Below are 18625 nucleotides of genomic sequence, written 5' to 3' on the forward strand. Positions count from 1 at the left end.
ATCTGCGCAAGGCCCCCTTTCCATATCCGGCCCCGGACATTAGGTTCACAGCCAGACAACAGTAAGGAGCCAAATCCTATGGCCGAGATCAAAGACCCCGAAAACACCATCATCCTGACGCTGAAAGATGGCGAAGTGGTGATCGAGCTGCTGGCCGATGTGGCCCCGAAACATGCCGCGCGGATGAAGGAACTCGCCCGTGCGAAAGCCTATGACAACGTGTGCTTCCACCGCGTGATCAACGGCTTCATGGCGCAGACCGGCGATGTGGAAAACGGCAACATGGAGAACAACTTCAACCTGCGCCGGGCGGGCACGGGCGGGTCGGACCTGCCGGATCTGCCGGCGGAATTTTCCAAACTGCCGCATGACCGTGGCACCCTGGGCGCCGCGCGCAGCCAGAACCCGAATTCGGCCAACAGCCAGTTCTTCATCAACTTCGCCGACAATCATTTCCTGAACAACCAGTACACGGTCTATGGCCGGGTGATTTCGGGGATGGAGCATGTCGACAAGATCGCACGCGGTGAACCACCGGCGAGCCCTGACCGGATGATCACCGTACGGGTGGCTGCCGATGTCGCGTGACGGGTTCATCGCGGGCGGGATCTTCGCGCTTGGTCTGGCGGTTGTCGGGGGTTACGGCATCAGCCAGTTTGCCACCCCGGTAATGGCGCAGGTCGAAGACGGGCCGGGGCCGAATCTGGTGATCGAGGTTGCGGGCAGCACCAGCGGGCAGATCGTGATCGACATGCTGCCGGACGTGGCCCCCCGCCATGTGGAGCAGATCACGGCCCTGGCCGCAGAAGGGGCCTATGATGGTGTGGTGTTCCACCGCGTGATCGATGGCTTCATGGCCCAGACCGGGGATGTGGCCAATGGCAAGGCGGGCGGCGATCTGTCGATGGCGGGGATGGGCGGGTCTTCGCGCCCTGATCTGCCGGCAGAGTTTTCCGACCTGAGCTTTGAGCGTGGCGTCGTCGGCATGGCCCGCAGCCAGAGCCCGGATTCTGCCAACAGCCAGTTCTTCATCATGTTCGCACCCGGAGAGTTCCTCAACGGCCAGTATACCGTGGTCGGTCGGGTGATCGAAGGCATGGAGGTGGTCGATGCCATCAAGAAAGGGGAGGGCGGCAATGGCGAAGTGTCTGACCCTGACCGGATGGAGCGCGTGACGGTCGCCCCATAATGGCCCGCTTATCCTTGCGTGTAACACAGGGTGTCCCCCTGTGTTACACAAGGGGCCTTGGTTGTTTATCAAGGGCTTGGAAAGTTGTTTTCATAGATTTTTAACATTTGGCCCCGACCGGGCCGCCTGGGCCGCTTGTCTTTCCGCAAAGGCTGCCCGATGATCCGCCCCGATCAATCAAAGGGGCTTTCCAGTGGATACCGACATGCAACGCCGCCTGGCGCAGATGCTTCATCACCGCTCTGCGGGCTTGCAAAAAGGCGATCCGGTATCGCTGCCGCTGACCACATCGACCAGCTATCATCTGCCGGAGGTGCAAGGCGCGCCCTTTATCTATGCCCGCAACGGCACGCCGACCTGGGAGGCGGTGGAAGCGCAGCTGGCGCTGCTGGAAGATGCCGAGACGGTGACCTTCCCGAGCGGGATGGGGGCGATTTCGGCGGCGCTGTTTGCCACGTTGAAGGCGGGGGACCGCGTGATCCTGCCCGCAGACGGCTATTATGTGACCCGCGTGCTGTCCGAAGGGTTTCTGACGCCTTTGGGCGTCGATGTGGTGCAGATCCCGACGCTGTCTTGTGCAGATGCGGACTTCACCGGGGCGGCGGTGGTCTATCTGGAGACGCCATCAAACCCCGGTCTGGATGTGGTGGACATTGCCGATGTCTGCGCCCGTGCCCATGCGGCGGGGGCGATCGTGATCGTTGACAACACCACGATGACCCCGCTGCTGCAACGCCCGCTGGACCTTGGGGCCGATCTGGTGGTGGCCGCCGATACCAAGGCCCCGGCGGGGCATTCCGATGCGCTGTTCGGCCATGTGTCGGGGCGCTCGCCCGACCGCATGGCGCGGGTGCGCGACTGGCGGCGGCTGTCGGGGTCGGTCCCCGGCAGCATGGAGGCCTGGCTGGTGCACCGCGGGCTGGAAACGCTGGAGGTGCGGCTGGAGCGCATGTGTGCGAGTGCCGCCGTGATTGCAGAGCGGCTGGCCGGGCATGATGCGGTGCGCAGCCTGCGCTATCCGGGATTGGCGGAGGACCCGTCCTACGCGCTGTCCAGGCGGCAGATGCAGGGCTTTGGCTTTCTGATCGGCATGACGCTGGAGAATGCCACCCTGGCCGAGCGGTTTCTGGAGCGTTGCCCCTATCTGGTCCGCTCCACCAGTTTTGGCGGCACCCATTCGGCGGGAGAGCGCCGGGCGCGCTGGGGCGATGCGGTGCCCGAAGGATTTGTCCGGCTGTCGATCGGGGTGGAACCGGTGGAGGCGCTTTGGACCGCCATGGCAGAGGCGCTGGCCTGAGCGGGACAGGCGCAGGGGCGGGGTGAACCCCGCCCGACCGCGGCCGGGGCGGCTTTAGATCAGGGCAATCAGGCGGGCCGCCTCTTCCTTTGGCGCGATCAGCGGGCTGCGATCTTCGCCGGGGTAAAACCGGGCGCGCACCGCCGTGGCCATCGGGCGCGGGGTTTCGACCAGCACGCGCGGGCCGATGCGCGCGGATTCCGCCTGCCAGTTGCGGGCGAGCGTGATCTGTCCGGCCTTGCTGGCCCCGTAGGCCGCGCCAAATTTCTGCGCCGCAACCGGATCATCGAAAAACATCGCAGAGCCGGTTCCGGCACGCAGAAGCGGTTCGATCATGGTGATCAAAAAGGCGGTGGCGCGCAGATTGGTGGCGATGGATTTGTCCAGATCCTTCATGTCAACAGACGGGGCGGGTGCCAGAGCGGTGGCATGCACCGCCGTATGCGCCCAGAATTGCAGCCCGCCCCAGCGGTCATGCAAGGACCGGCACAGGTGGCGCATCGCATCTTCATTGGTCACATCCATCGGGGCGAGGGTCAGGCCACCCGCGCCGGGCATGCGGGCCTGCTTGACGCGGTCATCCAGCTCTTCGAGGCCCCCCACGGTGCGCGCCACCGCCACCACATGCCAGCCGCGCAGGGCAAGCTGTTCGGCCATCGCGGCACCAAGGCCGCGGGAAGCGCCGGTGATGAGGGCGAGTTTCTGGGTCATGGATCGGCTCCGGTGGCTGATGTCGGAGCGGGGGTTTCACACCCCCGCACCCCCGTGGGATATTTGGGAACAGGAAATGGGCAGAAGACAGAGGCTATTCTGCCGCGTCTTTCATCTCAAATCCTTCAGCGATCTTGTCCGATGGGCTGACCGGGTAGTCGCCGGAGAAGCAGGCATCGCAGAATTTGGGGGCGCGGGGGTCGCGGCCCGCCGCTTCGCCGGCGGCGCGGTACAGACCGTCGAGCGAGATGAACTTCAGGCTGTTGACGCCGATCCAGTCGCGCATTTCATCCTCGGTCATGGTGGCGGCGAGGAGTTTGGAGCGTTCCGGCGTGTCGACGCCGTAAAAGCAGGGCCAGGCGGTGGGTGGCGAAGCGATGCGGAAATGGACTTCGGCGGCCCCGGCATCAAGGATCATGTCCTTGATCTTGCGGCTGGTGGTGCCGCGCACGACGGAATCATCCACCAGGATCACCCGCTTGCCCTTGATCAGCGCGCGGTTGACGTTGAGCTTGAGGCGCACGCCCATGTTGCGGATGGCATCGGTGGGCTCGATGAAGGTGCGGCCCATGTATTGGTTGCGGATGATGCCCATGGCATAGGGAATGCCCGATTGCTGGCTGTAGCCGATGGCGGCGGGCGTGCCGGAATCGGGGACCGGGCAGACCAGATCGGCCTCCACCGGGGCCTCGATCGCCAGTTCCATGCCGATGCGATGCCGGGTTTCATAGACCGACTGACCGCCGATGATGCTGTCGGGGCGGGAGAAATACACCTTCTCGAAGATGCAAAAGCGTGAGGGGGCGGGGTGGAAGGGGCGCGAGGAGTCGATCTTGTTGCCCTCGATCACCACCATCTCGCCCGGATCGATCTCGCGCACGAAATCGGCACCGATGATGTCGAGCGCGCAGGTCTCTGAGCTGAGCGCCCAGCCGGAATCGCCGATGCGGCCCAGCACCAGCGGGCGCACGCCCAGCGGGTCGCGCACGCCGATCAGCTTGGTGCGGGTCATGGCGACGACGGAGAAGGCGCCTTCGCAGGCGCGCAGGGCGTCTTTTATCCGCTCGGACAGGTTTTTCTGGATCGAGCGCGCCATCAGATGGATGATGCATTCGGAATCGGATGAGGATTGGAAGATCGAGCCACGCTCGATCAACTCCTTGCGCAGGGCGCTGGCATTGGTGAGGTTGCCGTTGTGGGCAATGGCACAGCCGCCCATCGAGAACTCACCAAAGAAGGGCTGCACGTCGCGGATCGCGGTGGCGCCCTTGGACCCGGCGGTGGAATAGCGCACATGGCCGATGGCAAGCTGGCCGGGCAGGGTGTCCATCACATCGGCTTTGGTGAAATTGTCACGCACATAGCCAAAACGACGGGCCGAGTTGAAACCGTGGTCGGGATGGTAGGCGACAATACCGCCGGCCTCTTGCCCGCGATGCTGCAGGGCATGCAGGCCAAGGGCGGTGAAATTTGCCGCATCCGAGACGCCGATGACGCCGAAGATCCCGCATTCCTCCTTCAACTTGTCATCATCGAAGGGGTGGGACAGGTAGGGGTGCATCACAGGCTCCGAATCCTACACGACTATACTGCCCCCGCTTTATTCGCTCCGGTCAACGGTGTCACCCCCCGACGTCGGGAGGCTTGTGCCAAAGGGGCGGGCCCGGCGTTGCCACCGGGCCCCCTCAAGCGGATGGATCGGGGGTCAGGCGGCCGTGCCGCGACGCCGGCGCGCTGCCAGCAGCATGCCGACCCCGGTGACCAGAAGCAGCCCGCCGGCCGGCAGGGGCACCACGGCGGCGGGACCAGTTTCATAGGAGAAGTTCTGGAAGCGCAGGCCCGCCGGATCGGTGTTGTTGAAGATGGTCAGACCCGCGAAGGGCGAAGCCGCTGCCAGGGTATAGATCGCATAACCGCTGCCGAGGGCCTGGGTGAACGAGTCCAGCAAAGCGCCATTGGCCGCGAAAAACGCGATGCTGATGCTGCCACCGTCGGCTGATCCCGCAGTGAAGGTGATGGATGAGGCGATGCTGTCGAGCAGGATCGACAGGGGGCCCTGGTTGTTGGGTTGCGGCAGGATCGACCGGCTGGCCGGGCTGACGCCTGGATTGAAGGCTGCAACGGTCAGGAAATTAGAGGCCACCAGGGACAGGGGGCCGGTGGGCGTGCCAGAGATACCTGTCGTGCCGACAATGGTCTGGCCGTCGAAGGTGCCTGCAAAGCTTGCCCCCGGGGCAGTGATCAGGGTGCCCGAAACAGCACCGCTGAGGTCCACGTTTACGGTGGCGGCAGATCCGACAGCTGTCGAAGCGACAAGGAAAAGGGCTGCAAGAAATTTTTTCAACGTATTCTCCCTTAAGTTGATTTAATCAACCCAAGGTAGTTCAGCGTCAGCGACAGCGCAAATGATTCTGACGGCTCGACCTTTGGTTTTCAGGTCGAGCCGGTCGCCCGGGGGCAGTGCGGCAAAAGGTCAGAAGGGCCGGATCAGTTGACCGGATCTGCAACCGGGACGGCGCAGGCGGCGGTCAGGTCGGTGTAGCGCTGCACGATCCAGCCCGGGGCGTCTTCGGGAATGGAATTGTCGATATTGGCCTGAAAGCTGGCGAAAACCTTGGCCGAGCGCGAGCCATCGACCATGGGAATGGTATTGGCGGCAACGGCGCGATCATAGACAATGAAGGCCACGGCCACGAGAATGACCCCGCGCGCCACCCCGAACAGAAAGCCAAGCGCCTGATCGATGCCACCGATGGCGGAGCGTTGGACGAAGCTGGAAAACAGGGGCGTGAACAGGGCGGCGATCACCAATCCGATGGCAAAGACGGCGGCAAAGGCCCCGATGATCGACAATTCGCAGCTGTCGCCCAGAAACTCGCCGACGACGGGCAATTCCCGGATCAGCGGTTGTGCGGCAGGGGCAAAGACGAAGGCCAGCACGGCGGCGCCGATCCAGCCCGCAATCGCCATCGCCTCGCGCACAAGGCCGCGGGAATAGGCCAGGATCGCGGACAGGACGATCACGCCCGCCACGATGCCGTCTACCAGAGTAAAGCCGTCCATCATCCGCTCCTTTGTGTCGCGTCAGCCTGCGCCGAACATCTCGCCGACAAAGGCGGTCAGATCGGGCATCTCACGCAGACGCATATCTGTTCCGCCCGCGGTTTTCGACCCCGTGGGCAGGGTTGCCTGCTGAAAACCAAGTTTCGACGCTTCTTTCAACCGGTTTTCGGTCTGCCCTACAGGACGCAAGGCGCCCGACAGCGAGATTTCCCCGAAAAGCACCATGTCTGGCGGAATTGCCACATCCTCGCGCGCCGACAGCAGCGCCGCCGCCACCGCCAGATCGGCAGCGGGTTCGTTGACGCGCAGGCCGCCGGCGACGTTCAGAAACACGTCAAGCCCGGTGAAAGGGATGCCGCAACGCGCTTCGAGCACCGCGAGAATCGTCGACAGCCGCCCCGAGTCGAGCCCCACCACAGTGCGCCGGGGCGTGCCCAGGGTGGAGGGGGCGACAAGGGCCTGAATTTCGGTCAGCACCGGCCTTGTGCCCTCGATCCCCGCAAAGACCGCTGATCCGGGGGCAGGGCGGTCGCGGTCGGACAGGAACAGGGCCGAAGGATTGGTGACTTGCGCCAGACCATTGCCGGTCATCTCGAACACGCCGATTTCATCCGCCGGACCAAAGCGGTTTTTCACCGCCCGCAAGATCCGGAACTGGTGGCCACGCTCGCCCTCGAAATAGAGCACGGTATCGACCATGTGTTCGACCACGCGCGGGCCCGCGATCTGGCCTTCCTTGGTGACATGGCCGACCAACACCACCGCCACGCCGCGCTTTTTGGCAAAGGTCACCAGCTCATGCGCCGCCGCGCGCACCTGCGAGACGGAGCCGGGGGCCGCCTCGACCGTGTCGAGCCACATGGTCTGGATCGAGTCGATGATGGCAAGGGCGGGGCGTTCAGCGTCCAGCGTGGTCAGGATGTCGCGCAGGTTGGTTTCGGCCCCAAGGCCCACCGGCGCATCCTGCAACCCCAGACGTTGGGCGCGCATGCGGACCTGCGCCGCCGCCTCTTCGCCGGAAATATACAGGATTTTCAATCCGGTGCGGGCAAAACTTGCGGCGGCCTGCAACAGCAGGGTGGATTTGCCGATGCCCGGATCGCCGCCGACCAGAATGGCGGAGGCCGGCACCAGACCACCGCCCAGCACCCGGTCCAGCTCGTCTATGCCGGAAGAGGCGCGCGGCGGCGGGTCTTCTTCGGTGGCAAGGTCGGTGAGCTGGATCGCGCGGCCCTTGTGCCCCAGTGATTTGGGGCCAGCCGACAGCGGGGCCTCTTCGACAATGGTGTTCCATGCGCCGCAGGCGTCGCAGCGGCCCTGCCATTTCTTGTGGGTGGCACCGCAGGCGGTGCAGGTGAAACTGGAGGAGGATTTGCTCATGGCCCTGCCTAGCCCGGAAGCGGGGGGCGCTTCAAGCCTTGCGGCTGTCAGGGGTGCGGTGCGACAGGAAGAGGCTGATCAGGATGCAGGCGGTGAACAGATACAGGCCCCAGGCAACCTCGACCGTGGCCAGCCCGACGCCCTTGACCACCACGATATAGAGCGCGATCAGGAACACATCAGCCATGGCAAGCTTGCCCAGAATCCGCAGCGCGGGCAGGGCGCGCGGCGACAGCAGCCCGAAATCCACCAGCGCCAGCCCCACCGTCTTGGCCCATGGCGCAAACACCGCCATGACCGTGACCAAGAGCGCAAGGGCCACATCGCTGGCCCAGAGCGATTGCAGCCCGGTGATCACCGAAATCTCATCCAGCCCGAACAGGGGCAGCAGCCCCGCGCGCAGCAGCGGTGCGACCCACGACAGCGGGAACAGGACAAGCAGGGCAAGGTTGAGCCATTTCATGATGCTTGGTCGCGCCCTTGGGCATCGCGGTCAAGCCCGCAGGTGCGGGGTGTCGAGGTTTTGGGTCACAGCGGCAGGTCATAGCCCAGCAGATCGCGCAGCAGGGCGATGCCGGTGGTCAGCGTCAGGGTGATCAGCAGGGTAAGGACGAGGCTGTTGATGATCAGCAGCATCGGCTCATGCCATCGCGCCTGCCGGCCCCAGGACGACACCAGCCAGAACCAGCCGATGACCGAGACCACCCGCCCCGGCGGCACCAGTGCGGGCGCAAGCGGTGCGGGCCAGAGCATCCAGATCAGATAGAGCGCGACACCGGCCATCAGCACCAGCCCCCGCCGGTCGCCGATGCGCCAGGTGGTATAGGCCGACAGGGCAATCGCCAGCGGGGTCACGGTGATCAGGCTCTGGACAAGGCTGCGCCAGATCGAAGACTGCTCGAAGAGAAAAGACAGATCGGCCTGAAACACCGCGCCTCTCCCCTTGTCTCAACGGATCGCATTGATCGGGCCGGTGGCGCGGCCATGGATGAATTGTTGCACATAAGGGTCTGCGCAAGCGTCCATTTCCGACACCGGGCCGGTCCATTTTATGGTGCCTTCATGCAGCATGGCGACATGGTCGGCAATGGCGCGGACGGAAGACATGTCATGCGTGATGGTCATCGCCGTTGCCCCCATTTCCACCACGATTTCACGGATCAGATCATTGATCACCCCGGCCATGATCGGGTCAAGCCCGGTGGTGGGCTCGTCAAAGAAGATGATTTCCGGCTCGGCGGCGATGGCGCGGGCGAGGCCCACGCGTTTCTGCATCCCGCCCGACAATTCGCCAGGGTAGAAGTCGGCGACCTGTGGCCCAAGACCGACGCGGCGGAGTTTCTCCAGCGCGATGGCGCGGGCCTCGTCCTTGGGGCGGCGCGTGGCACCGCGCATCAGCCGGAAGGCGACGTTTTCCCAGACCCGCAGGCTGTCGAACAGCGCGCCGCCCTGAAACAGCATGCCAAAGCGGGCGAGGAAGGCATCACGCTCGGCTTGGCGCACGTCCTGCCCGTCGAGGCTGATGGTGCCGCCATCGGGGGTGACAAGGCCGAGGATGCATTTGAGCAGCACCGATTTGCCGGTGCCCGACCCGCCGATGATGACCATGCTTTTGCCCGAGGCGATCGTCAGATCAACTCCGCGCAGGACATGGTTGTTTCCAAAGGATTTTGTGACGCGGGACAGGGTGATCATGAGGTGAAGAACACCTCTGTCAGCAGGTAGTTGGCGGCAAGGATCAGCACGCTTGCCGTGACCACTGCCGATTTGGTGGCGCGGCCCACGCCTTGCGCGCCGCGGCCCGAGGTCATGCCGTGATAGCAGCCCATCAGCGCGATGAGAAAGCCAAACGCCGCCCCTTTGACCAGGCCGGAGCCGATGTCCCAAGGTTCCAGAAAATCGACGGTGTTTTTCAGATAGGTGACAGAGGTGAAATCAAGCCGCGTCACGCCGACCAGCCAGCCGCCCATGATGCCGATGGCATCCCCCACGCCCACCAGCACCGGCACGGTCAGGGTGGCGGCCAGCACACGCGGCACCACAAGGTATTTCATCGGGTTGGTGGACAGGGTGGTGAGCGCGTCAATCTGTTCGGTCACCTTCATGGTGCCAAGCTCGGCCGCGATCGAGGAGGCGACGCGGGCGGCAACCATCAGCCCGCCCAGCACCGGACCAAGCTCGCGCACCATGCCGATGGCGACGATGGAAGGCACCACGGCCTCGGCATTGAAGCGTGCCCCGCCGGAATAGATCTGGAGCGCAAGCGCCCCCCCGGTGAAGAGCGCGGTCAGGCCGACGACGGGCAGGCTGAACCAGCCGATCTGCAGGATCTGGGTGCCGAGTTCGCGCCAATAGATCGGGGGTCGCAGCAGATGGCCAAGGAGGCTGGCGGCGAACAGCGCCACGCGGCCGATGGCGGCCAGGGCCGCCAGGGCAGGCCGCCCGATCCCGCGCAGGCCAAGGCCAACCGGGCCCGCCCCACGCGGGCCGGGGGCTGCGCTCACGCCCCGCCCTCCTGATACCGCCGGGTGTAGCGCGGGCCAAGGGAGGTCAGGATCTCATAGCCGATGGTGCCGGCCGTGTCGGCCAGATCATCCACCGTCTGATGCGGGCCCAGAATGTCCAGCGCGCGGGGCACATAGGACAGATGGCTGATGTCCACCGTGATCAGGTCCATCGAGACCCGGCCCACCAGCGGGCAGGGCGTGTCGCCATCCCAGAGCACCGCGGTGTTCGACAGCGCCCGCAGCAACCCGTCGGCATAGCCGCCCGAGACCGTGGCGATCATCGCAGGCGTATCGGCGGTCCAGCCGCAGGCATAGCCCACCGACTCGCCCGGCTGCACGATCCGGGTCTGGATTACCGGCAAGGACAGGGTGACGACGCGGCTGGCGCCCTCATAGGGCCGCCCGCCATAAAGGCCGATGCCGGGGCGGGTCAGGTCGAAATGGTATTTCGGACCCAACAGAATGCCGCCCGTGGCCGCAAGCGAGCGCGGGACGCCGGTGCCATCGGTCATGGCGTGGAAGGTCGCCAGCTGCAGATCATTGAGCGCATGGTCCGGTTCATCGGCGCAGGCCAGATGCGACATGATCAGCTCTGGCCCGGCTTCGAGCAGATAGGGGGCCACTGCCTCCCACTCCGCCTCTTCCATGCCCAGCCGGTTCATGCCGGTATCGAGCTGCACGCCAAATGGCAGGCCGGGCAGCGATTCCAGATGCCGGGTGACCTGATCAATGCTGTTGAGCATCGGCGTGAGGTCAAGATCATGCACCATTTCGGTGTCGCCGGGCATATGGCCCGACATCACGCAGATCTGCGGCCCGGGACCGAGGGATTGGCGCAGGGCAGCGCCTTCCTCGGACACGGCGACGAAGAACCGCCGCGCTCCGGCCTGAGCCAGCGCCCGGGCAACGCGGGTGATGCCAAGGCCATAGGCGTCAGCCTTGACCACGGCGGCGGTCTGCACGCCAGAGGCGGAGGCACGGTCCAGGGCACGCCAGTTGGCGGCGATGGCGTCCAGGTCGATGGAGAGGGTTGCTGTTGTCATGGGGGTTTGTTGTCAGATCGGGGGTTACGGTCAAGCGGAAAACGGGAATTCGGCGCAAAGGAGCGGGCTTGGGGGGCATCGAGCCCCCCGCGCCCGCTGCTGCCGCGGGAAAGGCCTGAAGCGGGGCGCTTGCGGCGGCGGTGAGATACCGCCGGCCGGAGGATCCGGAGGCGGCGCACGGCCGGGACGGGGCTGTGATCTGAGGGATCAGTAGCCGGGGCCGTCACCCTGCCAGGGCTTGGCGAGGTTGCCAAAGCGGGTAAAGCGACCCTCGAAGCTGAGCTCGACCGAGCCGATGGGGCCATGGCGCTGTTTGCCGATGATCACCTCGGCCTTGCCATGCACCTGCTCCATCACCTGCTGCCAGGCGGCCATTTTCTCCAGCTCGTGATCGCCGGGCTTTTCGCGTTCCTTATAGTATTCATCGCGGTAGACGAACATCACCACATCGGCGTCCTGTTCGATCGAGCCGGATTCGCGCAGGTCGGACAGTTGCGGCCGCTTGTCCTCGCGGCTTTCGACCTGGCGCGACAGCTGCGACAGGGCGATGACCGGGATGTTGAGTTCCTTGGCGATGGCCTTGAGCCCTTGGGTGATTTCCGAGACTTCCTGCACCCGGTTGGCTTCGGAGCTTTTGGCCGAGCCTTTCAGCAGTTGCAGGTAGTCGATCATCAGCACATCCAGCCCATGGGTCCGCTTGAGCCGCCGCGCCCGGGCAGCGACCTGGCTGATCGGCAGGGCGGGGGTGTCGTCGATATAGAGCGGGCAGGATTCAAGTTGCTTGGCAGCCTCGACAAAGCGGCGGAATTCGTCTTCGCGCATGTCGCCGCGGCGGATCTGTTCGGAGGGCACTTCGGAGGCCTCGGAGAGGATCCGGGCGGCAAGCTGTTCGGCGCTCATCTCCAGGCTGAAAAAGCCGACCACGCCGCCCTCGACCGCGCCCTCATGCCCATCGGGCTTGCGGCCGCGCTTGTAGGCCTTGGCGATGTTGAAGGCGATGTTGGTGGCGAGCGAGGTTTTGCCCATCGACGGGCGACCGGCAAGGATGAGCAGATCGGATTCGTGCAACCCGCCGAGTTTCTTGTCCAGATCGGTCAGGCCGGTGGAGATGCCCGCGAGGCCACCGCCGCGCTGATAGGCGGCGTTGGCGACGTTCACCGCATCGGTGACGGCCTTGAGGAAGGACTGGAAGCCGCGCTCGGCCACGCCCTGTTCGCCCAGCTTGTAAAGCCGCTGTTCGGCCTCGACAATCTGTTCGCGCGGCTCGGATGCCATGTCGACCTTGGCGGCCTTGGCAGAGATATCCTTGCCCAAAGCGATGAGTTCGCGGCGCACGGCCAGATCATAGATCATCTGCGCATAATCACGCGCGGCATAGGCCGAGATTGCGGCCCCGGCCAGACGCACCAGATAGGCCGGGCCGCCGAGTTCCTTCAGACCGTCATCATCTTCAAAGAACGGCTTGAGCGTGACCGGGCTGGCCAGCGCATTCTTCTGGATGCGGGCGGCCGATTTCTCAAAGATGCGCTGGTGCACGGGATCATAGAAATGCTCGGATTTCACCGTGCTGGCGATGCGGTCGTAGACATCGTTATTGGTCAGGATTGCGCCCAGAAGCTGTTGTTCCGCCTCGATATTATGGGGCAGCGTGTCGTTGGTGATATCCGGAGAGGCGGGGGAGAGATCGGTTCTGATCTTGGCGACTTCGTTCATATGCTGCCTTTGCCCCGCGGATGAAGTCTGCGGTGTAGCCTGCCCTGTGGTCTGGGGGCAAGCCGGGATAAGACTGTGGACAACCCCGATAAACCCCGCGCAAGCCCGCAACAGGTGGTAGAGGCGGGCGCTGCCTCCGCTGCATGTAGCATGACTATGGGGCCTTTGTCACCGGGGTACGATTCGGACCATGGCTTTTGCGCAAATCATCCCCGGTTTGTGCACGCAGTTATCCCCAGAGGGGCCGATCCTTGCGCGAAAACCCGCCGCCAGGGCCGCGCCTCATGGCTTGCGGGCCTCCTGCCAGGCGCGGGGGGCCTTGAGGAAGGCCTCGACCTCCGCCAGGGTCTGGAGGTCAAAGCTGCCCTGGGCGCGGGCCTCTGCCAGCACATCCCACCAGGTGCACAGGTGGTGCAGCGCCACGCCATGCTCGGCCAGACGCTCTTCGGTGCCTTCGAAAATTCCGTAGTAGAAGATCACTGCCGTATGCGCGCAGGTCGCACCCGTCTCGCGGATCGCATCGACAAAGGACAGTTTCGATCCGCCATCCGTGGTCAGATCTTCAACCAGCAGCACGCGCTGGCCTTCTGACATCACCCCTTCGATCCGGGCATTGCGGCCATAGCCTTTGGGTTTCTTGCGCACATAGGTCATGGGCAGGGCAAGGCGTTCGGCCACCAGCGCAGCAAAGGGGATGCCCGCCGTTTCACCGCCCGCGATGTTGTCAAACGCTTCGAACCCGGCGTCGCGCATCACGGTCAGGGCCATGAAATCCATCAGCATCGACCGGATGCGCGGATAGGAAATCAGCTTGCGGCAATCGATATAGGTGGGCGAGGGCAGGCCAGAGGCCAGCGTGAAGGGCGTTTCGGTGTTGAAATGCACCGCCTTGATCTCTAGCAGGGCGCGGGCGGTCAGGCGGGCGATTTCGGCGCGCGGGGGGAAGGCGGTGGGGATCATGGCGGCGGTCCTTGCTATGGCTGTGCTGCGGTCCGAACACTGCCGCCAAAGGCACCTGCCGGGGCCTTTGGCAGGGGGATTCGGGCACGCAGCACGTCAAGCTTCCACGGCCCAGTGGACGGGGAAGCCGGGGTTGAATACGGTGACGGGGCCGGCCTCGGTGTAGATTTTCTCGGGCCAGGTTTGTGGGGCATCAAGGCGCACAAGGCGCAGGTTCGTGTCATTCACGGGCAGGCCATAGAAGGCGGGGCCATTCCGGCTGGTGAAGGCCTCCAGCCGGTCAAGGGCGCCCTCCTCCTCGAAGACATGCGCCAAGAGGGGCAGGGTGTTGGTGGCGGTGAAGCAGCCCGCGCAGCCGCAGCCGGTTTCCTTGGCGGCATCGACATGCGGGGCGGAATCGGTGCCGAGGAAGAAGCGGCCCAGCCCAGAGGTGGCGGCGGCGCGCAGGGCAAGGCGGTGACGCTCACGCTTGGCCACCGGCAGGCAGTAGTAATGCGGACGGATGCCGCCGACCAGCAGGTGGTTGCGGTTGATAATCAGGTGATGGGTGGTGATCGTGGCCCCAAGGTTTGGGCCGCCGTCGCGGGCAAAGGCCACGCCTTCTTCGGTCGTGATATGCTCCATCACCACGCGCAAGTCTGGCAGGCGCTCGCGCAAGGGCGCAAGCACGGTGTCGATGAACACGGCCTCCCGGTCAAAGATATCGACCTCTGGCGTTGTCACCTCGCCATGCACGCAGAGCGGCAGGCCGATCTCGGCCATTTTTTCCAGCACCGGCATGACCTTGTCGATGCTGTGCACGCCACCGTGCGAATTGGTCGTGGCCCCGGCGGGGTAGAGCTTCACCGCCTTGACCAGACCCGAGGCATGGGCGGCGGCCACATCGGCGGCATCGGTGGCCTCGGTGAGGTAGAGCGTCATCAGCGGCTGGAAGGCCGCGCCTTCGGGCAAGGCCGCAAGGATGCGGTCGCGGTACTGCGCCGCCTGTGCGCCCGTGACCACCGGCGGCACAAGATTGGGCATGATGATGGCGCGGGCAAAGTGGCGCGCGGATTCCGGCAGCACCCCTTGCAGCATCGCGCCGTCGCGCAGGTGCAGGTGCCAGTCGTCGGGGCGTATGAGCGTCAGGGTCTGGGTCATGCCGTCCGGTTACCGCAAAGGCAGCATGGTTTCCAGAGGGCAGTTGCCGGTCCGGCAGCCGCCCCCTGCAAGCGCAGGATCAGAAATCCCAGTCATCATCCGTGGTCGCCACGGCCTTGCCGATCACATAGCTGGAGCCAGAGCCCGAGAAGAAATCGTGGTTTTCACTGTCGGGCGACAGGGCGGCGAGGATGGCGGGGTTCACCTGTGCGGTCTGTTCCGGGAACAGCGGCTCGAACCCCAGATTCATCAGCGCCTTGTTGGCGTTGTAATGCAGGAAGGATTTGACATCCTCGGTCAGGCCCACCTCGTCATAAAGCTCCGCCGTATAGCGCTCTTCGATGGCGTAAAGGTCAAATATCAGCGAAAAGGCGAAATCCTTGGCCTCATCGCGTTCGGCCTGGGAAACCCGCTCCAGCGCGCGCTGGAACTTGTAGCCGATGTAATAGCCATGCACCGCCTCGTCGCGGATGATCAGGCGGATCAGATCGGCGGTGTTGGTCAGCTTGGCGCGGCTGGACCAGTACATCGGCAGGTAGAAGCCGGAATAGAACAGGAAGCTTTCAAGGAAGACCGAGGCCACCTTGCGCTTCAAGGGGTTTGCCCCGGCGGCGTATTCATCCAGAATCAGCCGGGATTTGGCCGCCAGATGCGGGTTGTCTTCCGACCAGCGGAACGCCTCGTCCACTTCCGCCGTCGAGCACAGGGTCGAGAAGATCGAGGAATAAGACCGGGCGTGCACCGCCTCCATGAAGGCGATATTGGTCAGCACCGCCTCTTCATGCGGGGTGACGGCGTCCTGCATCAGGGCGGGGGCGCCTACGGTGTTCTGGATGGTGTCCAGAAGCGTCAGCCCGGTGAACACCCGGATGGTCAGCTGCTGCTCCATCGGGCGGAGTGTCGCCCAGCTTTGGATGTCATTGGACAGCGGCACCTTTTCCGGCAGCCAGAAGTTCGAGGTCAGGCGGTTCCAGATCTCCAGATCCTTGTCATCCTGCAGGCGGTTCCAGTTCACGGCACGGGGTGCTGCGCGCAGGGGCGATTGCATGTTCATCGGGTTTTTCCTTTCACAAGCTGCACGACACACAGCCCTGCACTTCTGTCCCTTCAAGGGCCATCTGGCGCAGGCGGATGTAATAGATGGTCTTGATGCCCTTTTTCCATGCGGCGATCTGCGCACGGTTGATGTCGCGCGTGGTGGCGGTGTCACGGAAGAACAGGGTCAGCGACAGGCCCTGATCAACGTGCTGGGTCGCCGCCGCATAGGTGTCGATGATCTTGTCGGGGCCGATTTCATAGGCGTCCTGATAGAATTCCAGGTTGTCGTTGGTCATGAAGGGTGCCGGGTAATAGACGCGGCCCAGCTTGCCCTCTTTGCGGATCTCGATCTTGGACGCGATCGGGTGGATCGAGGAGGTGGAATTGTTGATATAGCTGATCGATCCGGTCGGTGGCACCGCCTGCAGGTTGCGGTTGTAAAGCCCGTGTTCCATCACATCGGCCTTGAGGGCAGCCCAATCGGCGCGGGTGGGCACGGCTATGCCGGTGCCGTCGAACAGCGCGCGGACGCGATCCGTTGCAGGCAGCCAGTCGGCATTGGTGTATTTGTCAAAGAAACTGCCCGAGGCATAGGTGGATTTCTCAAACCCCTTGAAGCTGCTGCCGCGCTCCCGCGCGATCAGGTTCGAGGCGCGCAATGCGTGGAACAGCACGGTGCAGAAGTAGATATTGGTGAAGTCGATGCCCTCTTCCGATCCGTAGTGGATGCGTTCCCGCGCCAGATAGCCGTGCAGGTTCATCTGGCCCAGACCGATGGCATGGCCTTCGTCATTGCCGCGCCGCACCGATGGCACCGCGTCAATGGCCGACATGTCGGACACCGCGGTCAGCGCTCGGATCGCGGCCTCGACCGTGGCACCGAAATCGGGGCCGTCCATCGTGGTGGCGATGTTCAGCGAGCCAAGGTTGCAGGAAATATCGGTGCCCAGATGGTCATAGGACAGGTCTTCATGGAAAGTGCTGGCCTCGTTCACCTGCAAGATTTCCGAGCACAGGTTTGACATGCTGATCCGGCCCGCAATCGGGTTGGCGCGGTTCACGGTGTCTTCAAAGACGATATAAGGATAGCCGGATTCAAACTGGATTTCCGCCAGGATCTGGAAGAAATCACGCGCCTTGATCTTGCGCTTCTTGATGCGCGGGTTGTCCACCATCTCGCGGTATTTCTCGGTGACCGAGATTTCCGAGAAGGCGCAGCCATAGACGCGTTCCACGTCATGCGGCGAGAACAGGTACATATCCTCATTCGCCTTGGCCAGTTCAAAGGTGATGTCGGGGATCACCACGCCAAGGGACAGCGTCTTGATGCGGATCTTCTCATCCGCATTCTCGCGCTTGGTGTCGAGGAATTTCAGAATGTCGGGGTGGTGGGCGTTGAGGTACACCGCGCCCGCGCCTTGGCGTGCGCCAAGCTGGTTGGCGTAGGAGAACGAATCCTCCAGCAGTTTCATCACCGGAATGACGCCCGACGACTGGTTCTCGATGCCCTTAATCGGCGCGCCCGCCTCGCGCAGGTTGGTCAGCATCAAGGCCACACCGCCGCCGCGCTTGGACAGTTGCAGCGCCGAGTTGATGCTGCGCCCGATCGATTCCATGTTGTCTTCCAGCCGCAGCAGGAAGCAGGAAATCAGCTCGCCACGCTGGGCCTTGCCGGCGTTGAGGAAGGTGGGCGTGGCGGGCTGGAAGCGGCCCGCGATCATTTCTTCCATGAAGCGCATGGCCAGCGCCTGATCGCCCTTGGCAAGGGTCAGGGCGACCATCACCACCCGGTCCTCGAACCGCTCCAGGTAGCGCTGCCCGTCGCGGGTTTTCAGCGTGTAGGAGGTGTAATATTTCAGCGCGCCGAGGAAACTGGGGAAGCGGAACTTCTTGGCATAGGCGGCATCGAAAATCTGGCGCAGGAAGGCCGCCGGATAGGCATCGAGCACCGGGGCCTCGTAATAGCCCTCCGAGACAAGATAGCCCAGCTTTTCCTCAAGACTGTGAAAGAACACGGTGTTCTGGTTCACATGCTGCAGGAAATACTGCCTTGCTGCCATCTTGTCGGCATCAAACTGAATCCGGCCCTGCGCGTCATACAGGTTCAGCGTCGCGTTGAGCGCGTGATAGTCGAGCGTGGCGGGGGCGGCGGTCAGGACGCGGTCAAGCATGGGTCTCTCCAGAATGTGGCAAGCCCGGATCTGATCTGGGCGATATCGGTCTCGGTCCCGGCAAGTTCGAACCGGTAGAGGCAAGGGACGCCGCATTTGGCGGCGATGACGGGTCCGGCATGGCCGAAGTAGGTGCCGAAGTTGCGGTTGCCCGCGCCGATCACCCCGCGCATCAGGCTGCGCGCGGACGCGTCGTTCAGAAAGCGGATCACCTGCTTTGGCACCGCGCCGCGCCCCTCACCATCCGAATAGGTCGGGCAGATCAGCACATAGGGCGCAGGCGGTACAGGCATCGGGTCCGCAGGGCTGATGGGGATGCGCAAGGCAGGCAGGCCAAGCCGGTCGATCATCCGCGCGGTATTGCCCGAGCCAGAGGAATAATAGACCAGCCCGGTCACAGCCTTACCCTCGGA

Annotated in this window: 19 protein-coding genes; 3 read left to right on the forward strand and 16 right to left on the reverse strand. The window is 64.0% G+C overall.

Annotated elements, in window-relative coordinates; genetic code table 11:
• The first annotated feature begins 78 nt into the window (after nt 1-78).
• From CXR43_RS05410 to CXR43_RS05420, 3 genes are all read left to right on the forward strand, one after another.
• Nucleotides 79-588 (forward strand): peptidylprolyl isomerase, encoded by a 510-nt coding sequence (locus CXR43_RS05410; RefSeq protein ID WP_103333049.1) that lies wholly within the window; start codon nt 79-81, stop codon nt 586-588.
• Nucleotides 578-1189 (forward strand): peptidylprolyl isomerase, encoded by a 612-nt coding sequence (locus CXR43_RS05415; RefSeq protein ID WP_103333050.1) that lies wholly within the window; start codon nt 578-580, stop codon nt 1187-1189. The genes CXR43_RS05410 and CXR43_RS05415 overlap by 11 nt, the downstream gene beginning before the upstream one ends.
• Nucleotides 1190-1394: 205 nt before the next feature.
• Nucleotides 1395-2486: a cystathionine gamma-lyase gene (locus CXR43_RS05420; protein WP_103334037.1), complete on the forward strand. Its 1092-nt coding sequence runs from the start codon at nt 1395-1397 to the stop codon at nt 2484-2486.
• A gap of 54 nt (nt 2487-2540) precedes the next feature.
• Here the strand turns inward: CXR43_RS05420 and CXR43_RS05425 are convergent, their stop codons facing one another.
• The 16 genes from CXR43_RS05425 to nrdI all read right to left on the reverse strand — a co-directional run bounded on the left by CXR43_RS05425 (nt 2541) and on the right by nrdI (nt 18610).
• The gene (locus CXR43_RS05425; RefSeq protein ID WP_103333051.1) at nt 2541-3197 is read right to left on the reverse strand and encodes an SDR family NAD(P)-dependent oxidoreductase; all 657 of its coding nucleotides are present in this window, start codon (nt 3195-3197) and stop codon (nt 2541-2543) included.
• 94 nt (nt 3198-3291) lie between these two features.
• Entirely contained in the window at nt 3292-4758 is a 1467-nt protein-coding gene (purF, locus tag CXR43_RS05430) for an amidophosphoribosyltransferase (RefSeq protein ID WP_103333052.1), read from the reverse strand.
• A 144-nt stretch (nt 4759-4902) separates the two neighbouring features.
• Nucleotides 4903-5541 (reverse strand): hypothetical protein, encoded by a 639-nt coding sequence (locus CXR43_RS05435; protein WP_103333053.1) that lies wholly within the window; start codon nt 5539-5541, stop codon nt 4903-4905.
• Between the two features lie 143 nt (nt 5542-5684).
• Nucleotides 5685-6260, reverse strand: a complete 576-nt coding sequence (locus tag CXR43_RS05440; RefSeq protein ID WP_103334038.1) for a CvpA family protein — start codon at nt 6258-6260, stop codon at nt 5685-5687.
• Nucleotides 6261-6281: 21 nt separating this feature from the next.
• A complete protein-coding gene (gene radA, locus CXR43_RS05445) occupies nt 6282-7640 on the reverse strand; it encodes a DNA repair protein RadA (protein WP_103333054.1) in 1359 nt (452 codons plus the stop codon).
• A 31-nt stretch (nt 7641-7671) separates the two neighbouring features.
• Nucleotides 7672-8103: a paraquat-inducible protein A gene (locus CXR43_RS05450; RefSeq protein WP_435530783.1), complete on the reverse strand. Its 432-nt coding sequence runs from the start codon at nt 8101-8103 to the stop codon at nt 7672-7674.
• A gap of 65 nt (nt 8104-8168) precedes the next feature.
• Entirely contained in the window at nt 8169-8570 is a 402-nt protein-coding gene (locus CXR43_RS05455) for a hypothetical protein (RefSeq protein ID WP_103333056.1), read from the reverse strand.
• Nucleotides 8571-8588: 18 nt separating this feature from the next.
• Nucleotides 8589-9335, reverse strand: coding sequence for an ABC transporter ATP-binding protein (locus CXR43_RS05460; protein ID WP_103333057.1), 747 nt, complete (start codon nt 9333-9335; stop codon nt 8589-8591).
• Nucleotides 9332-10096 carry an MlaE family ABC transporter permease gene (locus tag CXR43_RS05465; protein WP_103334039.1) on the reverse strand — a complete coding sequence of 255 codons (765 nt, stop codon included), beginning with the start codon at nt 10094-10096 and terminating at the stop codon, nt 9332-9334. The genes CXR43_RS05460 and CXR43_RS05465 overlap by 4 nt, the downstream gene beginning before the upstream one ends.
• Nucleotides 10097-10140: 44 nt before the next feature.
• Entirely contained in the window at nt 10141-11190 is a 1050-nt protein-coding gene (gene alr / locus CXR43_RS05470; protein ID WP_103333058.1) for an alanine racemase, read from the reverse strand.
• A 207-nt stretch (nt 11191-11397) separates the two neighbouring features.
• Nucleotides 11398-12903: a replicative DNA helicase gene (locus tag CXR43_RS05475; RefSeq protein ID WP_103333059.1), complete on the reverse strand. Its 1506-nt coding sequence runs from the start codon at nt 12901-12903 to the stop codon at nt 11398-11400.
• 282 nt (nt 12904-13185) lie between these two features.
• Nucleotides 13186-13863 (reverse strand): orotate phosphoribosyltransferase, encoded by a 678-nt coding sequence (locus CXR43_RS05480; protein WP_103333060.1) that lies wholly within the window; start codon nt 13861-13863, stop codon nt 13186-13188.
• A 96-nt stretch (nt 13864-13959) separates the two neighbouring features.
• Nucleotides 13960-15003, reverse strand: a complete 1044-nt coding sequence (gene pyrC / locus CXR43_RS05485; protein ID WP_103333061.1) for a dihydroorotase — start codon at nt 15001-15003, stop codon at nt 13960-13962.
• A 79-nt stretch (nt 15004-15082) separates the two neighbouring features.
• Nucleotides 15083-16057 (reverse strand): class 1b ribonucleoside-diphosphate reductase subunit beta, encoded by a 975-nt coding sequence (gene nrdF / locus CXR43_RS05490; protein ID WP_168219755.1) that lies wholly within the window; start codon nt 16055-16057, stop codon nt 15083-15085.
• A 13-nt stretch (nt 16058-16070) separates the two neighbouring features.
• Entirely contained in the window at nt 16071-18212 is a 2142-nt protein-coding gene (gene nrdE, locus CXR43_RS05495) for a class 1b ribonucleoside-diphosphate reductase subunit alpha (RefSeq protein ID WP_103333062.1), read from the reverse strand.
• Nucleotides 18194-18610 carry a class Ib ribonucleoside-diphosphate reductase assembly flavoprotein NrdI gene (nrdI, locus tag CXR43_RS05500; RefSeq protein WP_103333063.1) on the reverse strand — a complete coding sequence of 139 codons (417 nt, stop codon included), beginning with the start codon at nt 18608-18610 and terminating at the stop codon, nt 18194-18196. Before nrdI ends, nrdE begins: the two co-directional genes overlap by 19 nt.
• Nucleotides 18611-18625 lie beyond the last annotated feature (15 nt).

The organism is Pseudotabrizicola formosa (assembly GCF_002900965.1).
Classification (GTDB): Bacteria; Pseudomonadota; Alphaproteobacteria; order Rhodobacterales; family Rhodobacteraceae; genus Pseudotabrizicola; species Pseudotabrizicola formosa.

Bases quoted from the DNA above. Each gene is read 5' to 3' on its own strand.
- CXR43_RS05410 (WP_103333049.1), top strand. From the start codon at position 79: ATGGCCGAGATCAAAGACCCCGAAAACACCATCATCCTGACGCTGAAA.
- CXR43_RS05415 (WP_103333050.1), top strand. From the start codon at position 578: ATGTCGCGTGACGGGTTCATCGCGGGCGGGATCTTCGCGCTTGGTCTG.
- CXR43_RS05420 (WP_103334037.1), top strand. From the start codon at position 1,395: ATGCAACGCCGCCTGGCGCAGATGCTTCATCACCGCTCTGCGGGCTTG.
- CXR43_RS05425 (WP_103333051.1), bottom strand. From the start codon at position 3,197: ATGACCCAGAAACTCGCCCTCATCACCGGCGCTTCCCGCGGCCTTGGT.
- purF (WP_103333052.1), bottom strand. From the start codon at position 4,758: ATGCACCCCTACCTGTCCCACCCCTTCGATGATGACAAGTTGAAGGAG.
- CXR43_RS05440 (WP_103334038.1), bottom strand. From the start codon at position 6,260: ATGGACGGCTTTACTCTGGTAGACGGCATCGTGGCGGGCGTGATCGTC.
- radA (WP_103333054.1), bottom strand. From the start codon at position 7,640: ATGAGCAAATCCTCCTCCAGTTTCACCTGCACCGCCTGCGGTGCCACC.
- CXR43_RS05450 (WP_435530783.1), bottom strand. From the start codon at position 8,103: ATGAAATGGCTCAACCTTGCCCTGCTTGTCCTGTTCCCGCTGTCGTGG.
- CXR43_RS05460 (WP_103333057.1), bottom strand. From the start codon at position 9,335: ATGATCACCCTGTCCCGCGTCACAAAATCCTTTGGAAACAACCATGTC.
- alr (WP_103333058.1), bottom strand. From the start codon at position 11,190: ATGACAACAGCAACCCTCTCCATCGACCTGGACGCCATCGCCGCCAAC.
- CXR43_RS05475 (WP_103333059.1), bottom strand. From the start codon at position 12,903: ATGAACGAAGTCGCCAAGATCAGAACCGATCTCTCCCCCGCCTCTCCG.
- CXR43_RS05480 (WP_103333060.1), bottom strand. From the start codon at position 13,863: ATGATCCCCACCGCCTTCCCCCCGCGCGCCGAAATCGCCCGCCTGACC.
- pyrC (WP_103333061.1), bottom strand. From the start codon at position 15,003: ATGACCCAGACCCTGACGCTCATACGCCCCGACGACTGGCACCTGCAC.
- nrdF (WP_168219755.1), bottom strand. From the start codon at position 16,057: ATGAACATGCAATCGCCCCTGCGCGCAGCACCCCGTGCCGTGAACTGG.
- nrdE (WP_103333062.1), bottom strand. From the start codon at position 18,212: ATGCTTGACCGCGTCCTGACCGCCGCCCCCGCCACGCTCGACTATCAC.